The sequence below is a fragment of the Mesorhizobium sp. WSM4306 genome (genome assembly GCF_007003975.1).
In the GTDB taxonomy this organism is placed as follows: Bacteria; Pseudomonadota; Alphaproteobacteria; order Rhizobiales; family Rhizobiaceae; genus Mesorhizobium.
Genome location: NZ_VFTC01000010.1, coordinates 50,248 through 73,282 on the forward strand (window position 1 = coordinate 50,248; position 23,035 = coordinate 73,282).

Below are 23,035 nucleotides of genomic sequence, written 5' to 3' on the forward strand. Positions count from 1 at the left end.
GATAGCATGACCGGCCACCGCCCGCTCGACCGCGCCGAATTGCCAGAAGATACGGCTGCTCTCGCCCGCTACCTCATCGGCAGACTGGTGGTGCGGGAGCTGCCGGAAGGTATCGTCAGTGGCCGCATCGTCGAGACCGAAGCCTATGTCACCGGCGACGCCGCCGGCCACGGCTATAGCGGGATGACGCCGCGCAATCGCTCGCTGTTCCTCGAGGCCGGCCACGCCTACGTTTATCTCGCCTATGGCGTCTCCTGGATGCTCAATGTTTCAAGCGAAGGAGCGGGGACCGGCACCGGCGTGCTGATCCGGGCGCTCGAACCGCTCGAAGGCATTCTGCTTATGCAGCAGAACCGGGGCGTCGAGCGCTTGCGTGACCTGGCGCGAGGGCCGGGACGGCTCGCCCAGGCATTACGGATCGATCGTTCGCTCGACGGCCTCGATCTGTGCCGGCAAGGCCCGCTGTGGCTGGCAGAAGATGAGCATCAAGCCGGCGACATCGGACAAGGCATCCGCATCGGCATTACCAAGGATGCGGACCGCTCGCTGCGGTTTTATGTCAGGGGCAGCCCCTTCGTCAGCGGTCCAAAATCGCTCAATCCTTAAGAGCTAATCCAGTGTCCGCCGGAATCGCACGAGTGCTACGCCGGCAAACAAGGCCACGAACGCAACCAGCCAGGTGATCTCGCTCGCCACCGCCGGCAGCTCGGCGCCTTTCAGCATCACCGCGCGGGTGATGCGCAAAAAATGCGTCAGCGGGAAAATCTCGCCGAAGATCTGCGCCCAATCCGGCATGCCGCGATAGGGGAACATGAACCCGGATAACAGGATCGACGGCAGGAAGAAGAAGAAGGTCAGCTGCAGCGCCTGCATCTGCGTGCGGGCAATGGTCGAGATGGTGTAGCCGAGCAGCACCAGCGCCAGCACGAACACCAGCACGGCAGTGAGCAGCAGCGACATCGAGCCGGCGAAGGGGATGGCGAACAGGAGCTTCGACGCCGCCAGGACCACCACCACCTGCACCGCGCCGACCGCCAGATAGGGCAGCACCTTGCCCAGCATGATCTCGAGCGGACTGGACGGCATAGCCAGCAGGTTCTCCATCGTGCCGCGCTCGGTCTCGCGTGTCAGCGCGATCGAGGTCATCATCACCATGGTCATCTGCAGGATGACGCCGAGCAACCCGGGAACGATGTTGTATTGCGAGATGCCTTCCGGGTTGTAGCGCCGGTGCACCACCACATCGAGCTGACCCCTGGCGTTCTCGGCCGCCGCCTCCTGCATGCCTTGCGCCCGAAGCAGCGCCTGGCTGGCCACTTTGCTGAGCGTCGAGATGGCGCCGCTGGCGGCGGCCGGGTCGGTGGCGTCGGCCTCGATCAGGATCTGCGGATTGTCGCCGCGTTCGACCCGGCGGCCGAAATCGGCGGGGATGGTGACGACGAAGGAAACGTCGCCGCGCGCCATCAGGAATTCGGCTTGCTCGGCACTTTGCGCGACATGGTCGAAGCGGTAGTAGCCGGTCGTCTGCAAGGCCGCGACAATGGCGCGGGTGTAGGGGTCGTTGCTGGTCGCCACGAGTGCGGCAGGCAGGCTTTTGGGATCGTTGTTGATGGCATAGCCGAACAGCACCAACTGTAAAAGCGGCACGCCCAGCATCATGGCGAAGGTGATGCGGTCGCGCCGCATCTGGATGAATTCCTTGATCAGCAGCGCACTGAGCCTGGCGAAAGAGAAGACGCTGTTCATGCCATATTGTCCTTCGAGCCGGACATGAACTGGATGAACACATCCTCGAGGCTGGTCTCACCGGGTTTTACGGTGACGCCCTTATGCTCCTTCTCGACATCGGCAAGCGCCTTTTCCAGGGCCGCCTTGTCGGAACCGACGACATGCAGCGTGGCACCGAACGGCGCAACCTGGTCGACGCCCGGCCGTTCCTGCAGGGCATCGGCGACCTGGTCGAGGTGCGGCCCCTGCAGCACGAAGGTGGTCAGCCCGGCATTCTTCACCACTTCGTCCACCGTGCCGGTGGCCAGCATCTTGCCGTAGGAGATATAGCTGATGCGGTGGCAGCGCTCGGCCTCGTCCATATAGTGGGTGGAGACCAGCACGGTCAGGCCGCCGCTGGCGAGACGATGGATCTCGTCCCAAAACTCGCGCCGCGCCTTCGGGTCGACGCCGGCGGTCGGCTCGTCGAGCAGCAGCAGCTTCGGCTTGTGCATGATGCAGGCGGCCAGCGCCAGCCGCTGCTTCCAGCCGCCAGACAGCGTGCCGGCGAGCTGGTTGCGCCGCGTCGTCAGGCCAAGCTCCTCCAGCGTGCGCGCCACATGCTCCTCGACCGGCTTCAGCCTGTAGAGCCGCGCCACGAATTCGAGGTTTTCGCCGATCGTCAGATCCTCGTAGAACGAGAATTTCTGCGTCATGTAGCCGACTTCGCGCTTGATGCGGAGCGACTCGGTGCGGATGTTGAGACCCAGCACCGTGCCTTCGCCCTCATCGGGCGTCAGCAGGCCGCACATGATGCGAATGGTCGTCGTCTTGCCCGAACCATTCGGCCCGAGAAAGCCGACGATCTCGCCTTCGGCCACAGTCATCGTCACATGGTCGACGACCGTCTTGTCGCCGAAGCGCTTGACCAGGCCATGAACGTCGATGGCGTTCATTGCGTTGAGGCCGCCAGCTCGACATCGACAATCTGGCCCGGCTGCAGCGCTTGCGCATCGCCTTCGGGCCGCGCCTCGACGAGGTAGACCAGCTTCTGCCGGTTCTCGAGCGAGTAGATCACCGGCGGGGTGAATTCCGGATCGGGCGAGACATAGCTGACGCGCGCCTTCACGCCCTCGCCGCAGCCGTCGCAATGGACGGAAAGCAGCGTGCCGACCTTGATCGATGAAAAGGCTCTTTCCGGGATATAGACGCTGAGTTTCACGGCGCCATCGGGCAGCATCGAGATGACGGGCGCGGTCGGGCCGGCGGTGTCGCCGGGGTTGCGGATGACGTCGTTGACGCGGCCGGGGGAGGGCGCCGCCAGCACCCGCTTCGACAGCCGCCACTCAGCCTGTTCCAGCGCCGACTGCGCCTGCTTGACCTGGTTGTCGGCCGCCTTGATCGTCTCGGGCCGTGCCGGCAGGCCGCCGACGGCGAGATTTGCCTCCGCCTGGCCGACCTGCGCATTGGCCGTCTCCAGCGTCGCCGACGCGGTGTCGTAGTCGGCCTGCGTGCCGGTGCCGCGCTTGAACAGATCGCTGGCGCGGTCATAGCGGCGCCTGGCGTCGGTGGCTTGTGCGCGGGCCATGTCGACCTCGGCCTTCAGCACAGCAATCTCTTCCGGTCTTTTGCCGACCTGCAGGTCGGCCAGCTGCGCCTGCGCTTGGGCGAGCGCCGCTTCGGCTTGCGCCACGGCAATCTTGGCGTCGGCGCTTTCCAGCGTCACCACCGGCGTGTTGGGCTCGACACGATCGCCGCGCTTGACCGTGACGGTCTCGACCTGCGCCACCTCGATCGGCGCCAGCAGGACATAGTCGCCCTCGACATAGCCGACGGCGAGCGGCGCTGCCGGCGCGCAGGCGCTGAACAGCTGGGCGGCGAGCGGCAGGGAACAGAGAAAACTCATCGCTTGCCCTCCTTGCGGGCGGCCGGCTTTCGCGCGCCCAGCATGGCCTCGAGGTTGTTGGTGGCGACCGCCACCACCTTGGCGGCTTCCGCTGCGCCGATCTCGCGCCAGCCCATTCGGCGCAGCACAGCCTCGCGGCCGATGCGGAAATAGATGACCTGGCCGATCAGCGTGAAAACCGTGAGCTTGGTGGCCTCGCTCTCGGCCGGTTCGCCGGTCGCCTGTTCCCAGACCTGGCAGAGCCGCCGATGCGTCGGCTCGAACACGCCGGCATAGATGCGGTCGAGCGCCGCTGTGGGATGCGAGAGCTCTCTGAGTACGAATTGTACGATCTCGCCGGCCTCGGGACTCGCGACGATGAACCCCACCATGCGCTCCAGCGCCGCGAACAGCTGCGCCCTGGCAGCCTCGGGAGTGGACTGAGCCGGCGCAGTTCCGATCGCTTGTCCGGCGATTGCCTGGATGGTCTCGACGATGTGGTCGGCGGCGGCCGCGCGTAGCCCTTCTTTGCTGCCGAAATGATAAGCGATGGAGCCGATATTAGCCTTGGCCTCCGCCGCGATCTCGCGCGTCGAGGTGCCGTCGAAGCCCTGCCGTCCGAACAGTTTGAGCGCAGCCAGCACCAGCGCCGCGCGCGTCTGCTCAGCGGGCGATGTCTCCTGGCGGGGCATTTTGTCGGGTGTTGGTTTGATCATGTCGGCAATTTAATCAATCGATTGATTAAAGTCAAATTGATTCTCTGTGCCGGCTTGCCATGTCGAGCCGCAGACGCTTTAGTGCGCGGCCATGGGCAAGGAAGTCGAACGCAAGTTCCTGGTCTCCAGCGCCGAGTGGCGCGATCTGGCCGAGGCGGATATCCGCATTCGCCAGTTTTACCTTGCCGCAGCCCCCGGCCGCACCGTGCGGGTGCGCATCAGCGACGGCACCTCGGCGAAGCTGACGCTCAAATTCGGCAGCCGCGCCCGCGAGCGCGACGAATACGAATATCCGATCCCGCTGGCCGATGCCGAGGAGATGCTGGCCTTCGCTATCGGACATGTCATCGAGAAGACACGCCACCATGTTAGGCATCGCGGCTATCTCTACGAAGTCGATGTTTTCGGCGGGATTCTTGCTGGCCTAGTGGTGGCCGAGCTTGAGACGCCGGAGGATGTACCTGACGAAATGCTGCCTGATTGGCTCGGCCGCGAAGTGACCGGCGAGCAAAGGTTTTACAACGCGTCGCTCGCCCTAGAGCCGGATGATTTTGGGTCGAGTCGACCTAAAATCAGTATCCGGCTCTAAATCAAGAGAGATAGAGCATGATGTCGCCCGAAAACCGCTTCACACTTTTCGGCATCATGCTCTAGGGGGATTCCGGAGATCGCCGCATGAGTTTTCGCATCGATCCGCGCCTGCCGCTGACCGGCGAGGTCAGACGCATCCTTGGCGAGGAAATCGGCAAGGCGCTTGCGCATCTGGCCGTCGCACACGACCGGCCGGAGCAGGCGCTGCACAAATGCCGCAAGCGGCTGAAGAGCGCGCGTGCCTTGCTGCGCCTGGTCCATTCCGGTAACGAAACGTTTTGCCAAACTGAAAACCAGTGCTACCGCCAGGTGGCTGCCCTGCTGGCGGGTCCGCGTGAAGCAACCGCTTTGGTCGAGACCATCGACCGGCTGGCGGCCGCCTTTCCAGAGCAGGTTGCCGGGGGCGGCCTCGACAGCGTGCGCGACCGGCTTATCGCCCGCCAGCATGAAATGCATGCCGGCGCCGGCCTCGACGCCGCCATAGGCGCGGCGACCGCCGCCTGCGAGGAAGGCCTGGTCCGGATAGAGCGGCTGCTGCTCCCGGATTTGCCCGAACACGCCGCCGACGTGCTCGCCGACGGCGCCCGCAAGACCTTGCGCCGCGCCAGGAAGGCGCTGGACAGGGCGGGATCTCGCGGTGAGGCCGAGGATTTCCACGACCTGCGCAAGGCGGCAAAGACCCACTCGATGCATTTGTCGCTGCTCGGCCGGCTGTGGCCAACGCCGATCAAGGTGCGGCGCAAGGCGGTCGACGAACTGGGCGAAAAGCTCGGCGAACTACACGATGTCTTCGTCATGCGCGCCCTGCTCGAAGCCGACGACGAACCGCTCGGCGATGCCCAGGACACCAAGCTTCTGGGCAAGCTTTTGAAGCGCTCGGAAAAGAGCCTGAAGAAGGCCTGTCTCGCCGGGGCCGCCGACCTGTTCGGCGACAACCCCAAGCGCTCGACGAAGAAACTTGCCCGCAATGCGCGCGACGACCTCGCCGGCCCAGCGCCGCAGGAAGAGACGGGCGTTCCGGTCGGTTGACGGCGCGCTGGCCCTTGCCGGTCGGCCCGTGCTAGTCACGCTCTACGATGACCGCGCCCGCCGAAACGCTTCTCGACCGACTTGGCCGCTGGCTTGCCGGCCGGCTGCAGGACGAATCCTCCGGCTATGAGCCTTACACGCCGTCCGACGCCGAGACGCTGCGTCGCGCGCTCGAACCCGGCGACATCCTGCTCATCGAGGGCAACCAGAAGATCTCCGCGGTCATCAAATATCTGACCCAGTCGACATGGTCGCACGCCGCCTTCTATGTTGGCGATGCCTTGTCCGAACCCGCTGATGGGTCGGAGCGGCCGCGCCTGATCGAGGTTACGCTCGGCGAAGGCTGTGTCGCCGTGCCTCTGTCGCGCTACCGCACCTACAACACCCGCATCTGCCGGGCGAGCGGCCTGGCGCCGGAGGACCGCGACAAGGTCGTCGCCTTCATGATCGGCAAGCTCGGCCTGAAATACGATCTCAAGAACATCTTCGACATGCTGCGCTTTTTCCTGCCGGCGCCGCCGGTGCCGGTGCGCTGGCGCCGCCGCATGCTGGCTTTCGGCTCGGGCGATCCGACGCGCGCCATCTGCTCCACGCTGATTGCCGAGGCCTATGGCGAGATCCGCTATCCGATCCTGCCCGAGATCACCCGCGCGCCCGGCCGCGCCTCGGCGCAGTCGACCTATATGCGCAAGGAAATCCTGCACATCCGCCACCACTCGCTCTACACGCCGCGCGACTTCGACCTGTCGCCGTTTTTCCGCATCGTCAAACCGACGCTGGAATATGGCTTCGACTACCGGGCGGTGACATGGGACGACAAGGCAAGCACAGACGCCGCAGCCGCGAAGGCTGGTGCAATCGCCTCAGACAGGTGATGGCCTCAATGCATGTCGCTCAAAAGTGGCCCGGTTTTGAGACAACGACATGCATCAAAACAAGTCTGGCCTGCATCACGCCGAAACCGCAATAGCGCCCTGGTTTTCGGCTCTGTGTTCGACCCAGACATGGACCGGTTCATCTCGGCCGCGGATGCTCACCGGACCATGATCGCGCGCATTCAACTGTGTCGTGGGCGATTCCGCCTTCGCGGCCTCAATCAGTCGTGATCCAAAGCAAATATTCGCCTGAAGCTCACGGCAGAGCGACTGCAAACGGCTGGCGACGTTGACGGTGTCGCCCACCACCGCGAAGGACAGATTGCGCTCGCTGCCGACCGCGCCGATGACGACAGCGCCATATTGTGCACCGATCCGAACGTCCAGCGACGGGTATCCCCTGGACACCCGCTGCACATTCCAGTCTTCGAGAGCGGCGATCATCGCTTCAGCGCACTGGATGGCCCGAGTGGCGTCGTCGTGGCTGGCCTGCGGAACCCCGAATGTCGCCATGATGCAATCGCCGATATAATTATCGACCGTGCCATGATGGTCGAAAACGACCTGCTCCATGCGACGGTGGAACTGACGCAGAAGTTCGAACACTGCTTCGGCCGGATGATCCTCGGAATAGTGTGTGAAGCCGACGATGTCGGCGAACAGCACCGCGATATCCTGCCGGCGGACCGGGCCGAAGGGCTCGTCATCCGTGGCGAGCTGGTCCACGACATTGGGCGAAAAATGCCGGGCGAGATTGGCGCGGGCGCGCTCTGCCTTGACATAGTCTTCCGACAGATGTCGGGAACGAGAGACGACCAGCGCCATGATTGCGCCGATAATCAGCACGACCAACACGTTGGTCGCCTGCGCGAATGTATCGACGAAATTGGGGTTGAGATAGAGGTTCAGTCGCTCTGTCACCGGCATCGAATAGAGGTTCGTCGCCGGAATGACGGTTCCCGGACGAAGAATCACCCATCCCACGCCGATCGCCCACGTCAAGGCCGCGAGCGCGCCGAGATAGAGCGCCAATCGTGTCGAAAGGGTCAGCGCGCCAAGGCATACGAAAATCAGCAGGAATTTGAAACTGCCCTCGCGCAGTTGCATCGCGGCCGGCGCGACTTCCTGGGAAAACGGGTTGGGTGTTACCAGGAGAACGGTCAATAGAATGATGTCCAGCGTACCAACCAGGTAACCGATCCACCATCGCGCCGTGCGACGGCGCGCAAAGCGAAACTGGATCAGGCCGACGAGCTGGAACAGCAACAGGCCCGCCAGCACGAAGAGAAGCGAGGCATCCCAGCGGCTGATCAATGAAAAGAAGCAGGAGATCACGGCGAGCGATGCCGTACGCGCCCAGAACTGCAATGCAGCACCCTGGCGTTCTGCGCGCGCCCGCAAATTTTTCAGGCGCGAATAGCGGCGAAGTTCAAGTGTTGGCGCGGTCGGCATGGGATCACTTCGATTTCACGGGGACGTGTCACGCATTCGGCAAACCCGACCTCTGCAGTCCGGCAAATCAGTGCGCGAACTCTATCATGAATGTGGTTTCATTTTTGAAATGCGGCTGCAAAGGGCAAAAACGTCCAGACAAAAGATCATGTTGAAAACCGAAGCAGGACAGGGCGGAGGCTTGGCCGTGTCAGGCCGGCAAAGGACGGCGTCCCTTTGCAGGAGCCGCGGGCCGGTCGAACGCTCCGGCATCCCTGGGGTGCGGGCCGATCGGCATGATCGCCGGAAACGGCGTCGCACCGAAAGCAAACGTCCATTTGTAGCCGGTCAACTCGTCCTCGGGCGTTGTGTGCTGGTCGTGATGGGCGAGCAGCTTGACGCGCTCGGCCAGTTCCTCGGCCTCGCGCTTCACCATCTCGGCCGTTTCCGGCCGCATCCGCCGCGAGAACGAGACAAAGGTCGCTTCCCGCTCCAGATGGGCGATCGCCCAGCCGATGAAATTCTTGTTGGTCATCTCGAACAATGGCCTGAGCGGCCCTTCGAAATTCCACTGGATCGGCGTGTCGACCAGCAGCCGTGCCGACAGCCCGCTGCCCAGCGCGATCAGCCCGAGCGCTTCGAGATCGCGCAGATAGAGAAACATCGAGGCTTCGCTCAGGCCTTGCGAGCGCATGACGCCTTCGGGGGTGAATTTCTCCGACAGCATGACGAAGATGAACAGCAGCGCCGGCCGTCCGGCGAGCTTGCGCTCAATCTCCGGCGCGATGCGGTTGACCGGTCCCGGTCCCCTGTTCATCGAACCCAGCACGTTTTCCAGCTCGACGCCGGCGGCAGCGCAAATCTCCACCAACCGGTCGAGCTTGCAATTGCGCTCATGGAAGATGCGCTTCACCGTCGGCTCGGAAACGCCCATGCGCTCGGCAAGGTCGCGATAGGTGACGCCCTTGGCCTTCAGCGTCCGCTTCAGCGCCTCGAAGATCAGGCCATTCATGGGATGCACCTCTTTTGCGCCATTTGGTATCGGGTTCCGATACTAGCGGCAATCGGTCTTCCCGGAAAGTATCGAAAACTCTAGCTCTGCGCTTGTCATCACAGGAGACCCGGCCATGAAAACCCTCATCACCTCGATTTGTTTCGCCGCCTTCGGCATCGCGCTTGCACCAGTCGCCCAGGCCGGCGAAGTCTGGCGCGTTTCCGGCTTCCAGCAGCCGGAATCGGCGCTGTTCGACGCCGCCAACAATCGCATCATCGTCTCCAACATCGTCGGCAATCCCGGCGAAGCCGACGGCAACGGCTATCTCTCGGTGCTGTCGCCGGACGGCAAGACGATAACGCAACACTGGACCGACGGCATGGATGCGCCGAAGGGCTCGGCGATCTCCGGCGGCAAGCTCTACGTCGCCGACATAACCAAGGTGCGCGTCGTCGATCTCGCCAGCGGCAAGCTCGTGTCGACCATCGATGTGCCTGGCGCCGTCTTCCTCAACGACGTGACGTCGGACAGGTCGGGCAAACTCTATGTCACCGACATGCTGGCCGACGCGATCTACCGCATCGACGGCGACAAGCCCGAGCTGTTCGTCAAGGACGCGATGCTGGCGTCACCCAACGGTGTCTTTGCCGATGGCGATCGGCTGATCGTGGCGTCCTGGGGCAAGGGCATCAAGCCCGACTTCAGCACCGCCGAGCCCGGCGGCCTGTTGTCGGTGGATATCGCGAGTAAAGCCGTCACGCCATTGCCCGGCGCGCAAAATTTTGCCGACCTCGACGGCGTCGTCGCCATCGGCGACAGCATCTACGCCACCGCCTACATGACCGGCTCGCTCTATCGCTACAAGGTCGGCGGCACGCCGGAAGCAGTGGCGCAGTTCAAGCCGGGCAGCGCCGATATCGGCACCGACGGCACGCGGATCTTCGTGCCACTAATGAACGAGGGCGAGATCGCGGTGCTGAGCCTGGACTGACAACGCACACTTGCCTGCTCAGTCAGCGGGTGCGGCTTTGAGTTGCGCCCGCGCATCGTTGATCGAGGCAGCAAAGGTCACCAGCGGCCGCTTGACGCCGTGGTTGATGAGCGTGCGCCGTGTCTGCGGCGAGGCGCCGGCGATGATGAATCGCACCCCGGCGCGCTTCGCCTTGTGCGCCGCGCCTTCGATGACATTGGCCGCGGTGGAATCGAAGAACGGCACCGCCGAGCAATCGAGGATGAAGTTCTTGCGCTGGTCGGCGATACGGTCGAGCACCGTGCCGACGGTCGAGGCGGCGCCGAAGAAGAAGGCACCGGAGATGCGATAGACGACGGTGTCGGCATCGCTCGCCTCGCTGGCATCGTAGGCGCCGCTGCTGTCGGCGACGTCGTCCTGCACCAGCGGCAGGTCTGCCTCGACGGCGATCGATTTGGCCATGCGGTCGATGAACAGGATCGAGCCCAGCGCGAAGCCGACGACGATGCCTTCGGTGAGGTCGCGGAAGACGACGATCAGGAAGGTCGCCATCAGCACCAGCGCATCGCCGCGCGAAGCGCGCAGCAGCGTGACGAAGGCCTGCTTCTCGAACATGTTCCAGCACACCACCGCCAGCACGCCGGCGAGGGCGGCAAGCGGGATGTAGCTGGCCAGCGGTGCGGCCACCAGCATGAAGACCAACAGGAACAGCGAGTGCAGCATGCCCGAAACCGGGCCATGCGCGCCGGCCCGCACATTGGTGGCGGTGCGGGCGATGGTACCGGTGGCGCAGATGCCGCCGAACAGGGCAGACGCGATGTTGGCAAAGCCTTGCGCGACAAGCTCGCAATTGGAGCGGTGCCGCCGCCCTGTCATGCCGTCGGCGACCACGGCCGAGAGCAGCGATTCGATGGCGCCGAGCAGCGCAAAGGCCACGGCGTCCGGCAGCACCGCAATCGCCTTGTCGAGGCTGAGCGCCGGCAGCGCCGGAAACGGCAGGCTGCGCGGAATGCCGCCATAGCGGGTGCCGATCGTTTCCGCCGGCAAGGAAAGCAGCGCCACGACAAGCGAGGCCAGCCCGACGGCGATCAGCATGCCCGGCCAGCCGGGCCGCCAGCGCTTCACCGCGACGATGGTGGCGATGGTCAGCACCGCCACCAGCGTCGCCGAGATGTTGATCGTGCCGGCCGCCGCGCCGATCGCCATCAGCTTCGGAAGCAGCGGCCCGGGCTCCGGCCCGGCAAGCGTCAGCCCGAACAGTTCGACGATCTGGCCGGAAAAGATGATGATGGCGATACCGGCGGTGAAGCCGACCGTCACCGGATAGGGGATGAATTTGATGTAGGTGCCGAGCCTGAGATAGCCGATGGCGAGCAGGAAGACGCCGGCCATCATCGTTGCCAAGAGCAGCCCGTCGACGCCTTCGCGTTGCACCGTCGCCGCCACCAGCACGATGAAGGCGCCGGCCGGGCCGCCGATCTGGAAGCGGCTGCCGCCGAATGCCGAGATGATGAAGCCGCCGACAATGGCCGTGAACAGGCCGCGCTCTGGCGTCACCCCCGACGCGATCGCAATCGCCATCGACAGCGGCAGTGCCACGATGGCGACGGTCAGCCCGGCCACGAAGTCGGCCTTGAACTGCGGCAGGTGGTAACCCTCGCGCCAGACCGTCACCAGCTTGGGTGTAAACAGCTCGGAAAATGTCGGCTTTGCCGATTTCTGGGCCGACTTCTGGGCCGGTTGATGCGCTGATCGCCGGATCTGATCCATGGACTGCCTTCCGCTTGCGTGAAGGCGGCGGGATCGTCGGCAGGACTGTCGGCGGTCGCCGTCGCGACTGTATGCCGGCTCAGCTTTACGGGTTCGGCGCGACCGGCTTGAGGCGTACGCCGCGGCCGCCGCGATCGCTGGTCTGGTTCTCGCTGATCAATTCCACCCCGGCCTCGTCGAGAGCCTGGATGACCTTCATCAGCGTGTCGACCAGCCCCTGACCACGCCGTCGCTCGCTTCCATGCGCTGAATGGTCGGAAGCGAAACCCCGGCGCGCTCGGCGAGCGTCTTCTGATCGATGCCGGCCAGCGCCCTCGCGGCGCGCATCTGCGCGGCAGTGATCATCGGCCGGAACCCCCGTCTGAGTCTGCGGGGTCGAGGTATAGTATAATCATTGTGATGTTTCAACCATCATGATGCATACATGAAACATGATCCGTCTGTGGAGCCGGACGGTGGGAAAACGGGATAAGCATGCTACGCTAACGCCTTGGTTCTCATTGGCGGGGAGATATCAGTTGAAGATTTTCAAGACCATGATGACATCGGCAGCCTTGCTGTCGGCGGTTTTTCTGCTGGCAGGCTGCGGACATGGGCTGATCAACCGGCTGATCTGATTGTCGCTCCGAACCGTCAGTCTTCAAGCTCGCTGCCACTATCGGCCACCGCATGCCGTCGCTGCAGCAGCCGCGCTGCCAGCCAGCACAGCATCGCCCAGGCGAAGCCGGCGCACCAGCCAGCGAGCACATCAGAAGGCCAGTGGACGCCGAGATAGACGCGGCTGACGCCGACAAGGAGCGTCGTCAGAACGGCGAGGCTGAGAACATAGATCTTGGTCGTGCGTCCCGGCAGGAAGCGCGCCGCCAACGAGCCGAGCGTCAGATAAGTTACTGCCGACAGCATTGCGTGGCCGCTCGGGAAGGACAGCGACGTCTCGTTGACGAGGTGGGAGACAAGGTCCGGGCGCGGTCGGTCGATGCCGACCTTTATCGAGGTCGACAGCAGCTGCCCGCCGGCCACCGCCACCAGGACGAACAGCGCCGTTCCCACCTTGCGGATCAGCAGGAGGTAGACGATCACCGCTGTGACGATCAGTGTCACCACCGCGGAACTGCCAAGGCTGGTGATGTCGCGCATCGCCCCTTCCAGCCAGAGCGGACCGAGCGGGACGTCCGGGTGGCCGGCCTGGCGGAAGGCGAGCAGGATTTCGGTATCGAAAGCATGCGGGGTGGTGTCGCGCGCCACTTCCATCAGCTCCTCGAACCCCCAAAGCCCGCCGGCGATCACCAACCCGGCCAGCAGTACCGGAAATTCAAACCAGTTGGTGAGCGTGCTTGAGGAGATCTTCATCGGGGTCCTACAGTCGCCCTTGCAGATAGGGCCCGAGCGTGATCAGCGCCACGGCAGCGATCGCCAGGACGAGGCCGGTCGCCTGCAACGCATTGACGCGTTCGCCGAAGAACACCAGCGCCACGACATTGACCGACACCAGCTGGATCACCGCCGACAGGCTGAACGACACCGACATGCCGAACTCGCGCACCAGCCGCAACATGATCAGATTGCCCAGCGTGTAGAGCGCCAGCGTCACCACGATCTTGCCGAGGCTCGGCGCCAGCCCCCATTGCTTGGCCGCGGTTGCCGCCAGCAGGAAGATCACCGTCGAAATGACGAGCTGCGCCAGTCCCCAGAAGCTCACTTTGTCCCTCGCTGTCGTTTGTGGGAGCCCTTGTTTCGCAAGCGTGCCGGTACGTCAAGCGGACTGCGGCGGAACAAGCCTGACCGTGATGAGAGGTAGCGGGATGGTGGCAGCAAGATCGCGGTCTGATTGCCACGCTCGGGCCGGATTCACCCCAAATCCAGGCGACTGATCCACTCAAGCCTCGGGAAAGATTGGACATTTATTCTTGTCGCCCTAGGTCTTCCGGAGGAGGCTGCCATGCCGAAGTCTGTTTATGACCGTGGCCTGCTCAGGCCCGATGACATCGCCAAGCTGCAACGTGTGTTCGACGAGGCCTGCCGCAGGCGCGACGTGCATCCCGATTCGGCCGAGGCGCGGGAGATCGCGCTGAACGTGCTCGCGCTCCACAATGCCGGCATGGTCGAAGAGGATATGCTTATGGAAACCGTCGGTTTCCGCCGGTTGGAGCCGAAATCAGCTTAAGGCCCCAAAGGGCGGCCTAGCCAGCGCGCTGCACGACGGCCACGTTCATCTTTGACCTCAGCCGGAAGCCGATGGATTCGTACAATCCGATCGCGCTGGCATTGTTGGCATAGGCGTGCAGGTAGGGCACCTCGCCGCGCGCCATGATCCGGTTGGACACGAACACCGACAGCAGCCTGCCGAGGCCGCCGCCGCGAAAGTCCGGATGCGAGCAGACGCCGCTGAGTTCGCTGTAGCCGGGCTGCTTCATGCGCTCGCCGGCCATCGCCGCCAGCCTGCCACTGATCTTTACGCCCCAGAACTCGCCTAGGCTCAACGCCTTGAGCGTGAACGGGCCCGGTTTGGTCAGCGACGCCAGAGCGAGCATCTCGGCCGCATCGTCCAGGGTCAGCTGCTGCACACGCTCGTCCGACACGGCCGGCATGGGCTTCTCAGCGACCATCTGCACGGCATCGGCGGTCGAGATTGCCGACAGGCCGTCCGGAAGGGCAATGGCGTCGACCTGCGCCATGATCACGCTTTCGCCTGGAGGGACGAGCCTGCCGAAGGCCTCCAGGCTTTCGGCATCGTCCGTCGCGGTGGCGGCGAAGGGGGCGATCGACGTGGGATAGCGCCTGGCGAGCTTGTCGCCATAGGCAAAGATGCGATGCCGCGTGTCGAGCGCGCTCCAGACGGGCCGGTCGAGGACATGGCTCATGGCGCGACACCTTGTTTCACACGGCGATCAAGCGGGGCCGCCGCCAAGCCGTCCTCTAGTGCGGAGAGCTGTTCTAGAAGGGGCCCTGTAAGGCCCTTGCATAGGTCGGCGACGGCATTCTCTATGCGCGGCCACACGTCCCGCTTGGCCTTGTCGACTAGGCGCTGGCCATTCCCTGTTAGCGAGACCATTCGCCGCCGCTGATCGCCGTCCGACTGGACAACCTCGACCAGCCCCAACTCGGCCAGCAGCGCCACGCTGCGCGTCACGCCAGGCTGGGTGATGCCGAGCGACTGCGCCAGCTCGCCGACTGGCAGCGGCCCGAGCCGATCAAGCGCGGCCAGCAGAGGGTACTGGCTCGACTGGACCGGCACCTCTAGGCCATCGAGCATGCGCTGCGTATCGGCCTGCAGCTGCTCGCCGATGCGCTTCAGCCTGCTGCCGAGGGTGAGATAGCCGAGGGATCGGATGACGTCTTCCATGGTGGGTCTGTCCGCCTATTCATTACATGTTATATAACAAGGCAACGAACAAGTTCAAGAGCCTGCTCTGGAGGTTCGCCGCAAGCATCTCAGCTTCGTCATCCTTGGGCGAAGCAGGAGCGAAGCTCCGTCGCGGAGACCCAGGGATCCATGCCGGGACCTTGGCCGTGGACGCGGCGAAGCAGAACCTGCACCGTAGCATCGCACAGACGGCACGGAATGGATCCTCGGGTCTGCGCCGCGTCGCTACGCTCCTTGCTCCGCCCGTGGATGACGACGGCATGAGTGCCTCGGCCAATCACCGAGGCCGCAGCGGCTACGACTCTCTGACGATCCGCCTGGCAATCGCCTCAGCCTGCAGGCCGGCGCTATGAAAATAGCTGGTCAGGCTTGGGCGCATGCCGATGAACCACAGGCCGGGCTGGCCGCTTGGCGTGCCGCCATTGGCTTTCGGCACGCCCTTGGCGTCGAGCACGCCGAGATCGCCCAGCATGGCCTCCAAGCCGGTGCGATAGCCGGTCGCTGCGATCACCACATCCGGCTCGACAACCGCATCGTCGTTCAACCGCACGCCCGGGCCTTCGAAGGCCGTCACCGGCGCCACCACCGAAATCCGTCCGGCCTTCAACGCAGCAACGGCGCCATCATCGACGGCGATCGCGATCTGCTCGACGCCGAGCCGGCTGGCGCCGCCTTTCGGCGCCGGCGGCAGGCCGAAGCGGGTGAGGTCGCCAAACACCAGCCGTTGCGTCGCAGCGATCAGGGCGTCGGCAACCCACGTCGGCAGCATCGCCATGAAGCCGCCGAAGCGCGCCACGGCAACCTTGCCGATCCGCTTCGGCATCAGCGAAGGACCTTGCCTGGCCGACAGCCACACGGCTTCCGTGTCGGCGCGGGCGAGATGGTTGAGCACGTCGAAGCCGGAATTTCCGGCGCCGACCACCAGCACTTTTTTGCCGGCATAGTCTTCCGCTGTGCCGAAATCGGCGGCGTGGACGAGCTTGCCGGTGAAAGTCGCCTTGCCTGGCCAGTCCGGCGTCCACGGCAAGCGGTCACGGCCGGTGGCAACGATGACGTGACGTGCGCTCAGCACTCCTTGACTGGTATGGACGAGCCAGTGGCCGCCGTTGCGCTCGATCCGTTCGACGGCAGTGCCGAATTCGACCTTTATGCCGCGGGCGCGGGCAAAATCATTGAGATAGCCAACGATGACATCCTTGTTCGGAAAGGCTGCGGTGCGCAGCGGATAGGCGAGACGAGGCAGGGCCGACAGCGCGCGATGCGTATTGAGGGTCAGCTTCTCGTGTCGTCGCCGCCACGGTTCGGCGATCCGCTGTTCCTTGTCCAGCACAACCGCCGCCATGCCGCGCCGGCCAAGCGCGTCGGCAGCTGCCAAGCCGGCCGCCCCGGCGCCGATGACGATCACCGTCTCATCAGAGCGTTTCGGCCCCGGGACGATAGGGATCGTTTCGCTTGTCGTTGCCGCCATTCGGTCGAGATTCCCTTTTAGCTGCGCCATGGGGACCCGATGGCACGTCCTGTATGGCACATGGGCGATATGATCGATAATGAGGTCGCGTCAATGCGACTGATTCGAGGCCTTGGGGGCAGGCCTCTGTTTATCATCGGCACGCGGAAGCTCGACCATGCCCTCCTTGCGTATCTTTCTCGACAGACTGCTGGAGGGCGCCGCAGCCAAGGTGCCGCGCCAGGATTTGTCGCATGTCGAGCGGCTGGCGCTGGTCCGCCAGCACGGCGATTTCTCGCTGGCCTATTCGACCGCCGTGCAGCAAAAACTGTCCTATTTCGGCGACGCCGACGGCTATATCGCCTTCGGCACCAAGATGAAGCACCATTTCGCGCTCGGCGACCCGGTGGCCCATACGCCCGACCGCCCCGGCTACATAAGACGCTTTGTCGAAGCCGCCGGCAGCCCGTGGTTCGTGCAGATCGGCGAACCGACGGCGCGCGTGCTGTCCGGGCTCGGCTACCAGGTCAACCGTCTCGGAATCGACACCCGGCTGGAGCTTCCCGCGCACGACTTTTCCGGCAAGCGCAACGAAACCGTGCGCTATTCCGAACGCTGGCTGTTGAAGAAGGGGTTTTCCTTTGGCGAGGGAGCGGTCTACCTCGACGAGGTCCAGCGCCTGTCGCAGAACTGGCGGGCCGACCGCATCGTCAAGCGCTGGGAGATGGCCTTCCTCAACCGCCCCTTTGCCGATCATCTCGGCATCGATATGCGCCGTTTCGTGCTCTACAGCCCGGAAGGCGAGCTTGTCGCCTTGCTCGATTTCGATCCGCTGTTCAGGGACGGCAAGGTGATCGGCTACACCACCTCGTTCAAGCGCAAGCACATCGATGCCTCGCCGCATGCCGAGATCGGGCTGACCAAATTCGCCGTCGACCGCTTTCGCAATGAAGGCATTTCCGTCGTCACGCTCGGCCTGTCGCCGATGCTCGATGTCGGGGCCAATGACTTTGCCGAATCGAGCTTCTGGCGCAACGCCTTCGAGCGCGCCTATGAATCGCCCTGGGTCAACCGCTCAAAGTTCAACCTCAAGGGCCAGGCGGCGTTCAAGCGCCGCTTCCATGGCGTCGAGGAGCCGACCTATATCGCCTTCCGCAAAGGGACGCTGGTCGAGATGCTGGGCCTGCTGCGCCTGATCAAGGCGGTCTAGCAAGATCCGTGACGGCGAGCCCGGCCGATCTGCCCTCAGCATAATGTAGATTTGACCGACAACACCCAGGCGGTGCTTCATCGTCGGATGGCCGTAGAGATCGACATCGCCGCTGCCGGAAATCGTGACATCGGCATCTGCCTGCGTTGTCACCTCGGCGTCGCCGCTGCCACGAATCTCGATCTGCGCGGACTGGGCAATCAGGTTCCGGAGCCGCCCGTCGCGTGATGCTGCCGCTGCCTCTGACCTGCGATCGAATGTGCCTTAGCCTCTACCGTCCGCGTAGGCTTTGCCGGCTGTCGTTCAGTTGCGCAGCCGGTAGCCGGTCCGGAAGATCCAGCCGACGATGGCGATGCAGACCGCCAGGAACACCACCGTCATGCCGAGGCTAATGCCGACCGAGACGTCCGACTTGCCATAAAAGCTCCAGCGGAAGCCGCTGATCAGGTAGACGACCGGGTTGAACAGCGTCACCGTGCGCCAGACCTCGGGCAGCATGTTGATCGAATAGAAGCTGCCGCCGAGGAAGGTCAGCGGCGTGATGATCAGCAGCGGCACCAGCTGCAGTTGCTCGAAGCTTTTTGCCCAGATGCCGATGATGAATCCGAACAGGCTGAAGGTCATCGCTGTCAGCACCAGGAAGGCGAGCATCCAGAACGGATGCTGGATGTGCAGCGGCACGAACAGCGAGGCCGTCGCCAGGATGATCAGGCCAAGGATGATCGACTTGGTCGCCGCGCCGCCGACATAGGCGATGACGATCTCCAGATAGGACACCGGCGCTGACAGAAGTTCGTAGATCGAGCCGACGAATTTCGGGAAATAGATGGCGAAGGATGCGTTGGAGATCGACTGCGTCAACAGCGACAGCATGATCAGGCCGGGCACGATGAAGGCGCCGTAGCTGATTCCGTCGATCTCGGTGATGCGCGAGCCGATGGCCGACCCGAAGACGACGAAATAGAGCGATGTCGAGATCACCGGCGAGACGATGCTCTGCAGCACGGTGCGGAACGCACGCGCCATCTCGACCCGGTAGATCGCCCAGACTGCGCGCCAGTTCATGGTTCTTGCCTCAGCAGGTTGACGAAGATCTCCTCGAGCGAAGAGTTTTGCGTGTCCATGTCGCGGAACTGGATGCCGGCCGCCTCGAGCTCGCGCAGCAGCGAGGCGACGCCGGGGCGTTCGCTCTGATTGTCATAGGTGTAAGTCAGCTGCGCGCCATCCGGCGACAGCTCCAGCTTATAGCGCGAGAAAGCATCGGGAACGACGGTCAGCGGCGTGCGCAGCTCCAGCAGCAGCCGCTTGCGTCCAAGCTTGTGCATCAGCTCGGCCTTGCCTTCGACCAGGATGATCTCGCCCTTGTTAATGACGCCGACGCGGTCGGCCATCGCCTCGGCCTCTTCGATGTAATGCGTGGTGAGGATGATGGTGACGCCGTCGTCGCGCAGCCGGCGAACCATCGCCCACATGTCCTGGCGCAGCTCGACATCGACGCCGGCGGTCGGCTCGTCGAGGAACAGCACGCGCGGCTCATGCGACAGCGCCTTGGCGATCATCAGCCGGCGCTTCATGCCGCCCGACAGCGTGATCGCCTTGGCGTCCTTCTTGTCCCACAGCGAGAGGTCGAGCAGCACCTTTTCGACGAAGCCCGGATTGGGCGCCTTGCCGAACAGGCCGCGGCTGTAATTGACGGTTGCCCAGACGCTCTCGAAAGCATCGATGGTCAATTCCTGCGGCACCAGCCCGATCAGGCTGCGCGCGGCGCGGTAGTCTCTGGTGATGTCATGGCCGTCGACGGTGACGGTACCCGACGAGCGGTTGACGATGCCGCAGACGATCGAGATCAGCGTCGTCTTGCCGGCGCCGTTCGGCCCCAGCAGCGCGAAGATCTCGCCGCGTTCGATGTCGAGGTTGATTTCCTTCAGCGCCTTGAAGCCGGTGGCGTAGGTCTTCGTGACGCCGGAAATCGAAATGATGGAAGGCGAATTGGTGGAAGGCATGGGGCGGGAAACGACTGCTTGAAAGAGGCGGGAGGATTATTATTGCGCTGAATGTCGGTTCGCGCTCCCGGAAGTCAATGCCATTGCTGACAATTCTGGACAAACGTTCTCTTTTCGCGGCCACGCCAGGGACGTTGTGGGGGGCCTTATGGCGGCGCTGACGGTTTGGCCCGATCTGCTGCGACAACGCGCCCCGCGTGGCGCCACGCCGCTTTGACCGGACCGCATCGGCGGCCTATCCTGCGCCAACAACAGCAGCCGGAGCCCGCCATGGACCCGCTCATCTTGTCGCGAATGCAGTTCGGGGCGAACATTTCGTTCCACATCCTGTTTCCGACGATCACCATCGCGCTTGGCTGGGTGCTGCTGTTCTTCAAGCTCCGCTACAACGCGACCAACGATTCCGCCTGGATGCGCGCCTATTTCACCTGGGTGAAGGTGTTCGCGCTGTCCTTCGCCATGGGCGTCGTGTCGGGCGTCACCATGAGCTTCCAGTTCGGCACCAACTGGCCGGGCTATATGGAAAAGGTCGGCAACATCGCCGGCCCGCTGCTGGCCTACGAAATCCTCACCGCCTTCTTCCTTGAAGCGGCTTTCCTCGGCATCATGCTGTTCGGCTTCCGCCGCGTCTCCAACCGCGTCCACACGCTGGCCACCGTGCTGGTCGCCGGCGGCACCACGCTCTCCGCCTTCTGGATCATCGCGCTGAACTCCTGGATGCAGACGCCGGCCGGCTTCGAGATAATCGACGGCAAGGCGCATCCTGTCGACTGGTGGGCGATCGTCTTCAACCCGTCCATGCCTTATCGGCTGACGCACATGCTGCTTGCCTCGGGGCTCACCGTCTCGTTCCTGATCGCCGGCCTGTCGGCGCTGCGCTATCTCACCGGCGACCGTTCGGAATCGATGTGGAAGGCGCTGCGCACCGGCGTCTTCACCGCCGCCATCCTGATCCCGATCCAGATCCTTGCCGGCGATCAGCACGGGCTGAACACGCTGGAGCACCAGCCGCAGAAGATCGCGGCCATGGAGGCCAACTGGAACACCGGCCCCAACGTGCCGCTGGTGCTGTTCGCCTGGCCGGATGAGGCGACGAAGGAAAACAGGTTCGAGGTCGCCATTCCCGATGGCGCCAGTGTTGTGCTGCGGCACTCGACCCGCGGCATCGTGCCGGGGCTGAATGACTATCCCGGCCTCCATCCGCCGGTCCTCCCATTGTTCTGGGGCTTTCGCATCATGGTCGGCACCGGCATCTTGATGCTCATCGTCTCGTGGTCGGCGACCTTCTTCCTCAAGCGCCGCCATAGCCTGCCCAGGCCGCTGGCCATGCTGATGGTGCCGATGGCGCTGTCCGGCTGGCTCGCGACGCTCGCCGGCTGGTACACGACCGAGATCGGCCGCCAGCCCTGGCTGGTCACCGGCGTCTTGAAAACCGCGGACGCCGTTGGCCCGGTCGCCGGCAGCCATGTCGCGCTGACGCTTGCCGTCTATCTCATCCTCTATGTGCTTTTGCTGATCGCCTATCTCGGCGTGCTGGTGCATCTGGCGCTGAAGGCAGCCAAGGACGGCGACACCTCGCCGCTGCCGGGCGTGATGAAGACGGCCATGTCGCAACCGGCGGCAGGGGAGTGAGGAATGCACACTTTCACGGTCAGCGCCGCCCCTCACCTGCCTGCCGGCATCCTCTCCCCGTATAGAGACGGGGAGAGGGGCGCTGTCACCGACGATTTCGCCAGTCACCACCGTTGCGGAATGGGTGCCGAAGTTGCGGCCAGCCCCCTTCTCCCCGTCACTATACGGGGAGAAGTGCCCGGCAGGGCGATGAGGGGCAGCGCCGACCTCGGCAATAGGTTGGCAGATAGAGCCCGCATTCCAATTGAACGGCTCTGGCGCGTGAGGAGACCAAAATGACCTTCGACTGGCCAACCGCGCTCCCCCTCATCTTCGCCGGGCTGATGGGCCTGGCCATCCTGATCTACGTCATTCTCGACGGTTTCGATCTCGGCATCGGCATCCTGTTCTCGGTCGCGGAAGATGCAGAGCAGGACACGATGATTGCGGCCATCGGCCCGTTCTGGGACGCCAACGAGACCTGGCTGGTGCTGGCCGTCGGGCTGCTGCTGGTCGCCTTCCCGATGGCGCATGGCGTCATCCTCACCGCGCTCTACATTCCGGTCTTCGTGCTGCTGGTCGGCCTCATCCTGCGCGGCGTCGCCTTCGACTTCCGCGCCAAGGTGCCGTCTGGCAAGAAGCATCGCTGGAACCGCATCTTCTTCCTCGGCTCCATCATCGCCTCGCTGGCGCAGGGCTATATGCTCGGCGTCTACGTGCTTGGCCTCGATGTCGGCCTTGGCGGCATCGCCTTTGGCGGGCTGGTGGCGCTTTGCCTGTCGGCGGCCTATGCCGCGATGGGCGCCGCGTGGGTGATTTACAAGACCGAAGGCGAATTGCAGAAGAAAGCAGTGGCCTGGCTGCGCACCACGCTGGTGCTGACCGCGCTCGGCATGGCGGCGGTGTCGCTGGCCACGCCCTTCGCCAGCCCGCGCATTTTCGCAAAATGGTTCGTCTGGCCCGAAATGCTCTATCTGTCGCCGCTGCCTATCCTGTCGGCGCTGCTCTTCCTGTGGCTGTGGCGGCAGACTTTCCATCTGCCGAAGCCCGACGACCGCCATGCGCTGCGGCCGTTCCTGACGCTCGCCACCATCTTCGCGCTCGGCTTTGCCGGGCTGGCGTGGTCGTTCTACCCCTTCGTGGTGCCCGACAAGCTGACCATCTGGCAGGCGGCGTCAGCAACGGAAAGCCTCGCCATCATCCTCGCCGGCACGGTCGTCGTGCTGCCGGTGATTATTTTCTATTCGTTCTATGCGTATAGGGTGTTTGGCGGGAAGGCGACGGATTTGACGTATGATTGAGGAGTAGCTGATCTCCCCCCTTGAGGGGGAGATGGCCGGCAGGCCAGAGGGGGTCGCAGCGCGTGGAGCGCTAACCTTCTTCTGCCGCAGGAGGTCGCGTCCGGTCGGACCGACCCCCTCTGTCGCCTTCG

Annotated in this window: 23 protein-coding genes and 2 pseudogenes; 9 read left to right on the forward strand and 16 right to left on the reverse strand. The window is 64.0% G+C overall.

Annotated elements, in window-relative coordinates:
- The first annotated feature begins 6 nt into the window (after positions 1-6).
- On the forward strand, positions 7-606 hold the full coding sequence (locus FJV77_RS14080) for a DNA-3-methyladenine glycosylase (RefSeq protein WP_142867406.1): 600 nt from the start codon (positions 7-9) through the stop codon (positions 604-606).
- Positions 607-609: 3 nt separating this feature from the next.
- On the opposite strand, the gene FJV77_RS14085 is transcribed toward FJV77_RS14080, so the two are convergent.
- Genes FJV77_RS14085 through FJV77_RS14100 form a run of 4 tightly spaced genes read right to left on the reverse strand, consistent with a single transcriptional unit; the run spans position 610 to position 4,308 of the window.
- Positions 610-1,746 carry an ABC transporter permease gene (locus FJV77_RS14085; RefSeq protein WP_142867407.1) on the reverse strand — a complete coding sequence of 379 codons (1,137 nt, stop codon included), beginning with the start codon at positions 1,744-1,746 and terminating at the stop codon, positions 610-612.
- The gene (locus FJV77_RS14090) at positions 1,743-2,663 is read right to left on the reverse strand and encodes an ABC transporter ATP-binding protein (protein ID WP_142867408.1); all 921 of its coding nucleotides are present in this window, start codon (positions 2,661-2,663) and stop codon (positions 1,743-1,745) included. The genes FJV77_RS14085 and FJV77_RS14090 overlap by 4 nt, the downstream gene beginning before the upstream one ends.
- On the reverse strand, positions 2,660-3,613 hold the full coding sequence (locus FJV77_RS14095; RefSeq protein ID WP_142867409.1) for an HlyD family efflux transporter periplasmic adaptor subunit: 954 nt from the start codon (positions 3,611-3,613) through the stop codon (positions 2,660-2,662). Before FJV77_RS14095 ends, FJV77_RS14090 begins: the two co-directional genes overlap by 4 nt.
- Positions 3,610-4,308 (reverse strand): CerR family C-terminal domain-containing protein, encoded by a 699-nt coding sequence (locus FJV77_RS14100; protein ID WP_142867410.1) that lies wholly within the window; start codon positions 4,306-4,308, stop codon positions 3,610-3,612. The genes FJV77_RS14095 and FJV77_RS14100 overlap by 4 nt, the downstream gene beginning before the upstream one ends.
- Before the next feature lie 91 nt (positions 4,309-4,399).
- Between FJV77_RS14100 and FJV77_RS14105 the strand changes: the two genes are divergently transcribed.
- From FJV77_RS14105 to FJV77_RS14115, 3 genes are all read left to right on the forward strand, one after another.
- On the forward strand, positions 4,400-4,897 hold the full coding sequence (locus tag FJV77_RS14105) for a CYTH domain-containing protein (protein WP_142867411.1): 498 nt from the start codon (positions 4,400-4,402) through the stop codon (positions 4,895-4,897).
- An 86-nt stretch (positions 4,898-4,983) separates the two neighbouring features.
- Positions 4,984-5,928, forward strand: coding sequence for a CHAD domain-containing protein (locus tag FJV77_RS14110; RefSeq protein WP_142867412.1), 945 nt, complete (start codon positions 4,984-4,986; stop codon positions 5,926-5,928).
- Between the two features lie 47 nt (positions 5,929-5,975).
- Positions 5,976-6,803 carry a lipo-like protein gene (locus FJV77_RS14115; RefSeq protein WP_142867413.1) on the forward strand — a complete coding sequence of 276 codons (828 nt, stop codon included), beginning with the start codon at positions 5,976-5,978 and terminating at the stop codon, positions 6,801-6,803.
- Positions 6,804-6,878: 75 nt separating this feature from the next.
- Here the strand turns inward: FJV77_RS14115 and FJV77_RS14120 are convergent, their stop codons facing one another.
- Both FJV77_RS14120 and FJV77_RS14125 read right to left on the reverse strand, forming a co-directional pair.
- Positions 6,879-8,255, reverse strand: coding sequence for an adenylate/guanylate cyclase domain-containing protein (locus FJV77_RS14120; RefSeq protein WP_142867414.1), 1,377 nt, complete (start codon positions 8,253-8,255; stop codon positions 6,879-6,881).
- 190 nt (positions 8,256-8,445) lie between these two features.
- Positions 8,446-9,246, reverse strand: a complete 801-nt coding sequence (locus FJV77_RS14125) for a helix-turn-helix transcriptional regulator (RefSeq protein ID WP_142867415.1) — start codon at positions 9,244-9,246, stop codon at positions 8,446-8,448.
- 115 nt (positions 9,247-9,361) lie between these two features.
- On the opposite strand from FJV77_RS14125, the gene FJV77_RS14130 reads away from it, so the two are divergent.
- On the forward strand, positions 9,362-10,219 hold the full coding sequence (locus FJV77_RS14130; RefSeq protein WP_142867416.1) for an ATP/GTP-binding protein: 858 nt from the start codon (positions 9,362-9,364) through the stop codon (positions 10,217-10,219).
- Between the two features lie 18 nt (positions 10,220-10,237).
- On the opposite strand, the gene FJV77_RS14135 is transcribed toward FJV77_RS14130, so the two are convergent.
- The 4 genes and pseudogenes from FJV77_RS14135 to FJV77_RS14150 form a co-directional block, all read right to left on the reverse strand.
- A complete protein-coding gene (locus tag FJV77_RS14135) occupies positions 10,238-11,968 on the reverse strand; it encodes a SulP family inorganic anion transporter (protein WP_142867417.1) in 1,731 nt (576 codons plus the stop codon).
- A gap of 106 nt (positions 11,969-12,074) precedes the next feature.
- Positions 12,075-12,313 (reverse strand): annotated as a pseudogene (locus FJV77_RS14140) (helix-turn-helix transcriptional regulator); the annotation flags it as partial.
- Positions 12,314-12,601: 288 nt separating this feature from the next.
- Positions 12,602-13,318 (reverse strand): phosphatase PAP2 family protein, encoded by a 717-nt coding sequence (locus tag FJV77_RS14145; RefSeq protein WP_142867418.1) that lies wholly within the window; start codon positions 13,316-13,318, stop codon positions 12,602-12,604.
- Between the two features lie 7 nt (positions 13,319-13,325).
- Complete coding sequence (locus tag FJV77_RS14150; protein ID WP_142867419.1) at positions 13,326-13,667, reverse strand: hypothetical protein; 342 nt, start codon at positions 13,665-13,667, stop codon at positions 13,326-13,328.
- Positions 13,668-13,907: 240 nt separating this feature from the next.
- On the opposite strand from FJV77_RS14150, the gene FJV77_RS14155 reads away from it, so the two are divergent.
- Positions 13,908-14,132 carry a hypothetical protein gene (locus FJV77_RS14155; protein WP_142867420.1) on the forward strand — a complete coding sequence of 75 codons (225 nt, stop codon included), beginning with the start codon at positions 13,908-13,910 and terminating at the stop codon, positions 14,130-14,132.
- A gap of 16 nt (positions 14,133-14,148) precedes the next feature.
- On the opposite strand, the gene FJV77_RS14160 is transcribed toward FJV77_RS14155, so the two are convergent.
- The 3 genes from FJV77_RS14160 to FJV77_RS14175 form a co-directional block, all read right to left on the reverse strand.
- Positions 14,149-14,829, reverse strand: a complete 681-nt coding sequence (locus tag FJV77_RS14160; protein ID WP_142867421.1) for a GNAT family N-acetyltransferase — start codon at positions 14,827-14,829, stop codon at positions 14,149-14,151.
- Positions 14,826-15,311 carry a MarR family transcriptional regulator gene (locus FJV77_RS14165; RefSeq protein ID WP_142867422.1) on the reverse strand — a complete coding sequence of 162 codons (486 nt, stop codon included), beginning with the start codon at positions 15,309-15,311 and terminating at the stop codon, positions 14,826-14,828. Before FJV77_RS14165 ends, FJV77_RS14160 begins: the two co-directional genes overlap by 4 nt.
- A 316-nt stretch (positions 15,312-15,627) precedes the next feature.
- The gene (locus FJV77_RS14175; RefSeq protein WP_142867424.1) at positions 15,628-16,800 is read right to left on the reverse strand and encodes an NAD(P)/FAD-dependent oxidoreductase; all 1,173 of its coding nucleotides are present in this window, start codon (positions 16,798-16,800) and stop codon (positions 15,628-15,630) included.
- A gap of 157 nt (positions 16,801-16,957) precedes the next feature.
- Between FJV77_RS14175 and FJV77_RS14180 the strand changes: the two genes are divergently transcribed.
- The gene (locus tag FJV77_RS14180) at positions 16,958-17,989 is read left to right on the forward strand and encodes a phosphatidylglycerol lysyltransferase domain-containing protein (protein ID WP_142867425.1); all 1,032 of its coding nucleotides are present in this window, start codon (positions 16,958-16,960) and stop codon (positions 17,987-17,989) included.
- 144 nt (positions 17,990-18,133) lie between these two features.
- On the opposite strand, the pseudogene FJV77_RS33385 reads toward FJV77_RS14180, so the two are convergent.
- The 3 genes and pseudogenes from FJV77_RS33385 to FJV77_RS14195 all read right to left on the reverse strand — a co-directional run.
- Positions 18,134-18,193, reverse strand: a pseudogene (locus FJV77_RS33385) (hypothetical protein); the annotation flags it as partial.
- A 99-nt stretch (positions 18,194-18,292) separates the two neighbouring features.
- Positions 18,293-19,054, reverse strand: coding sequence for an ABC transporter permease (locus tag FJV77_RS14190; protein ID WP_142867426.1), 762 nt, complete (start codon positions 19,052-19,054; stop codon positions 18,293-18,295).
- Positions 19,051-19,992, reverse strand: a complete 942-nt coding sequence (locus FJV77_RS14195) for an ABC transporter ATP-binding protein (protein WP_142867427.1) — start codon at positions 19,990-19,992, stop codon at positions 19,051-19,053. The genes FJV77_RS14190 and FJV77_RS14195 overlap by 4 nt, the downstream gene beginning before the upstream one ends.
- A 270-nt stretch (positions 19,993-20,262) precedes the next feature.
- Here FJV77_RS14195 and FJV77_RS14200 point away from each other — a divergent pair, with 270 nt between their 5' ends.
- Both FJV77_RS14200 and FJV77_RS14210 read left to right on the forward strand, forming a co-directional pair.
- Positions 20,263-21,624, forward strand: coding sequence for a cytochrome ubiquinol oxidase subunit I (locus tag FJV77_RS14200; RefSeq protein ID WP_142867428.1), 1,362 nt, complete (start codon positions 20,263-20,265; stop codon positions 21,622-21,624).
- A 275-nt stretch (positions 21,625-21,899) separates the two neighbouring features.
- A complete protein-coding gene (locus tag FJV77_RS14210; RefSeq protein ID WP_142867429.1) occupies positions 21,900-22,904 on the forward strand; it encodes a cytochrome d ubiquinol oxidase subunit II in 1,005 nt (334 codons plus the stop codon).
- The last annotated feature ends 131 nt before the right edge of the window (positions 22,905-23,035 follow it).

What these genes read in the sequence shown, in the direction of transcription:
- FJV77_RS14095 (WP_142867409.1), bottom strand. Translation starts at nt 3,613, where the DNA reads ATGAGTTTTCTCTGTTCCCTGCCGCTCGCCGCCCAGCTGTTCAGCGCC.
- FJV77_RS14125 (WP_142867415.1), bottom strand. Translation starts at nt 9,246, where the DNA reads ATGAATGGCCTGATCTTCGAGGCGCTGAAGCGGACGCTGAAGGCCAAG.
- FJV77_RS14195 (WP_142867427.1), bottom strand. Translation starts at nt 19,992, where the DNA reads ATGCCTTCCACCAATTCGCCTTCCATCATTTCGATTTCCGGCGTCACG.
- FJV77_RS14120 (WP_142867414.1), bottom strand. Translation starts at nt 8,255, where the DNA reads ATGCCGACCGCGCCAACACTTGAACTTCGCCGCTATTCGCGCCTGAAA.
- FJV77_RS14130 (WP_142867416.1), top strand. Translation starts at nt 9,362, where the DNA reads ATGAAAACCCTCATCACCTCGATTTGTTTCGCCGCCTTCGGCATCGCG.
- FJV77_RS14105 (WP_142867411.1), top strand. Translation starts at nt 4,400, where the DNA reads ATGGGCAAGGAAGTCGAACGCAAGTTCCTGGTCTCCAGCGCCGAGTGG.
- FJV77_RS14175 (WP_142867424.1), bottom strand. Translation starts at nt 16,800, where the DNA reads ATGGCGGCAACGACAAGCGAAACGATCCCTATCGTCCCGGGGCCGAAA.
- FJV77_RS14155 (WP_142867420.1), top strand. Translation starts at nt 13,908, where the DNA reads ATGCCGAAGTCTGTTTATGACCGTGGCCTGCTCAGGCCCGATGACATC.
- FJV77_RS14165 (WP_142867422.1), bottom strand. Translation starts at nt 15,311, where the DNA reads ATGGAAGACGTCATCCGATCCCTCGGCTATCTCACCCTCGGCAGCAGG.
- FJV77_RS14160 (WP_142867421.1), bottom strand. Translation starts at nt 14,829, where the DNA reads ATGAGCCATGTCCTCGACCGGCCCGTCTGGAGCGCGCTCGACACGCGG.
- FJV77_RS14115 (WP_142867413.1), top strand. Translation starts at nt 5,976, where the DNA reads ATGACCGCGCCCGCCGAAACGCTTCTCGACCGACTTGGCCGCTGGCTT.
- FJV77_RS14085 (WP_142867407.1), bottom strand. Translation starts at nt 1,746, where the DNA reads ATGAACAGCGTCTTCTCTTTCGCCAGGCTCAGTGCGCTGCTGATCAAG.
- FJV77_RS14200 (WP_142867428.1), top strand. Translation starts at nt 20,263, where the DNA reads ATGGACCCGCTCATCTTGTCGCGAATGCAGTTCGGGGCGAACATTTCG.
- FJV77_RS14210 (WP_142867429.1), top strand. Translation starts at nt 21,900, where the DNA reads ATGACCTTCGACTGGCCAACCGCGCTCCCCCTCATCTTCGCCGGGCTG.
- FJV77_RS14110 (WP_142867412.1), top strand. Translation starts at nt 4,984, where the DNA reads ATGAGTTTTCGCATCGATCCGCGCCTGCCGCTGACCGGCGAGGTCAGA.
- FJV77_RS14090 (WP_142867408.1), bottom strand. Translation starts at nt 2,663, where the DNA reads ATGAACGCCATCGACGTTCATGGCCTGGTCAAGCGCTTCGGCGACAAG.
- FJV77_RS14100 (WP_142867410.1), bottom strand. Translation starts at nt 4,308, where the DNA reads ATGATCAAACCAACACCCGACAAAATGCCCCGCCAGGAGACATCGCCC.
- FJV77_RS14145 (WP_142867418.1), bottom strand. Translation starts at nt 13,318, where the DNA reads ATGAAGATCTCCTCAAGCACGCTCACCAACTGGTTTGAATTTCCGGTA.
- FJV77_RS14190 (WP_142867426.1), bottom strand. Translation starts at nt 19,054, where the DNA reads ATGAACTGGCGCGCAGTCTGGGCGATCTACCGGGTCGAGATGGCGCGT.
- FJV77_RS14135 (WP_142867417.1), bottom strand. Translation starts at nt 11,968, where the DNA reads ATGGATCAGATCCGGCGATCAGCGCATCAACCGGCCCAGAAGTCGGCC.
- FJV77_RS14180 (WP_142867425.1), top strand. Translation starts at nt 16,958, where the DNA reads ATGCCCTCCTTGCGTATCTTTCTCGACAGACTGCTGGAGGGCGCCGCA.
- FJV77_RS14080 (WP_142867406.1), top strand. Translation starts at nt 7, where the DNA reads ATGACCGGCCACCGCCCGCTCGACCGCGCCGAATTGCCAGAAGATACG.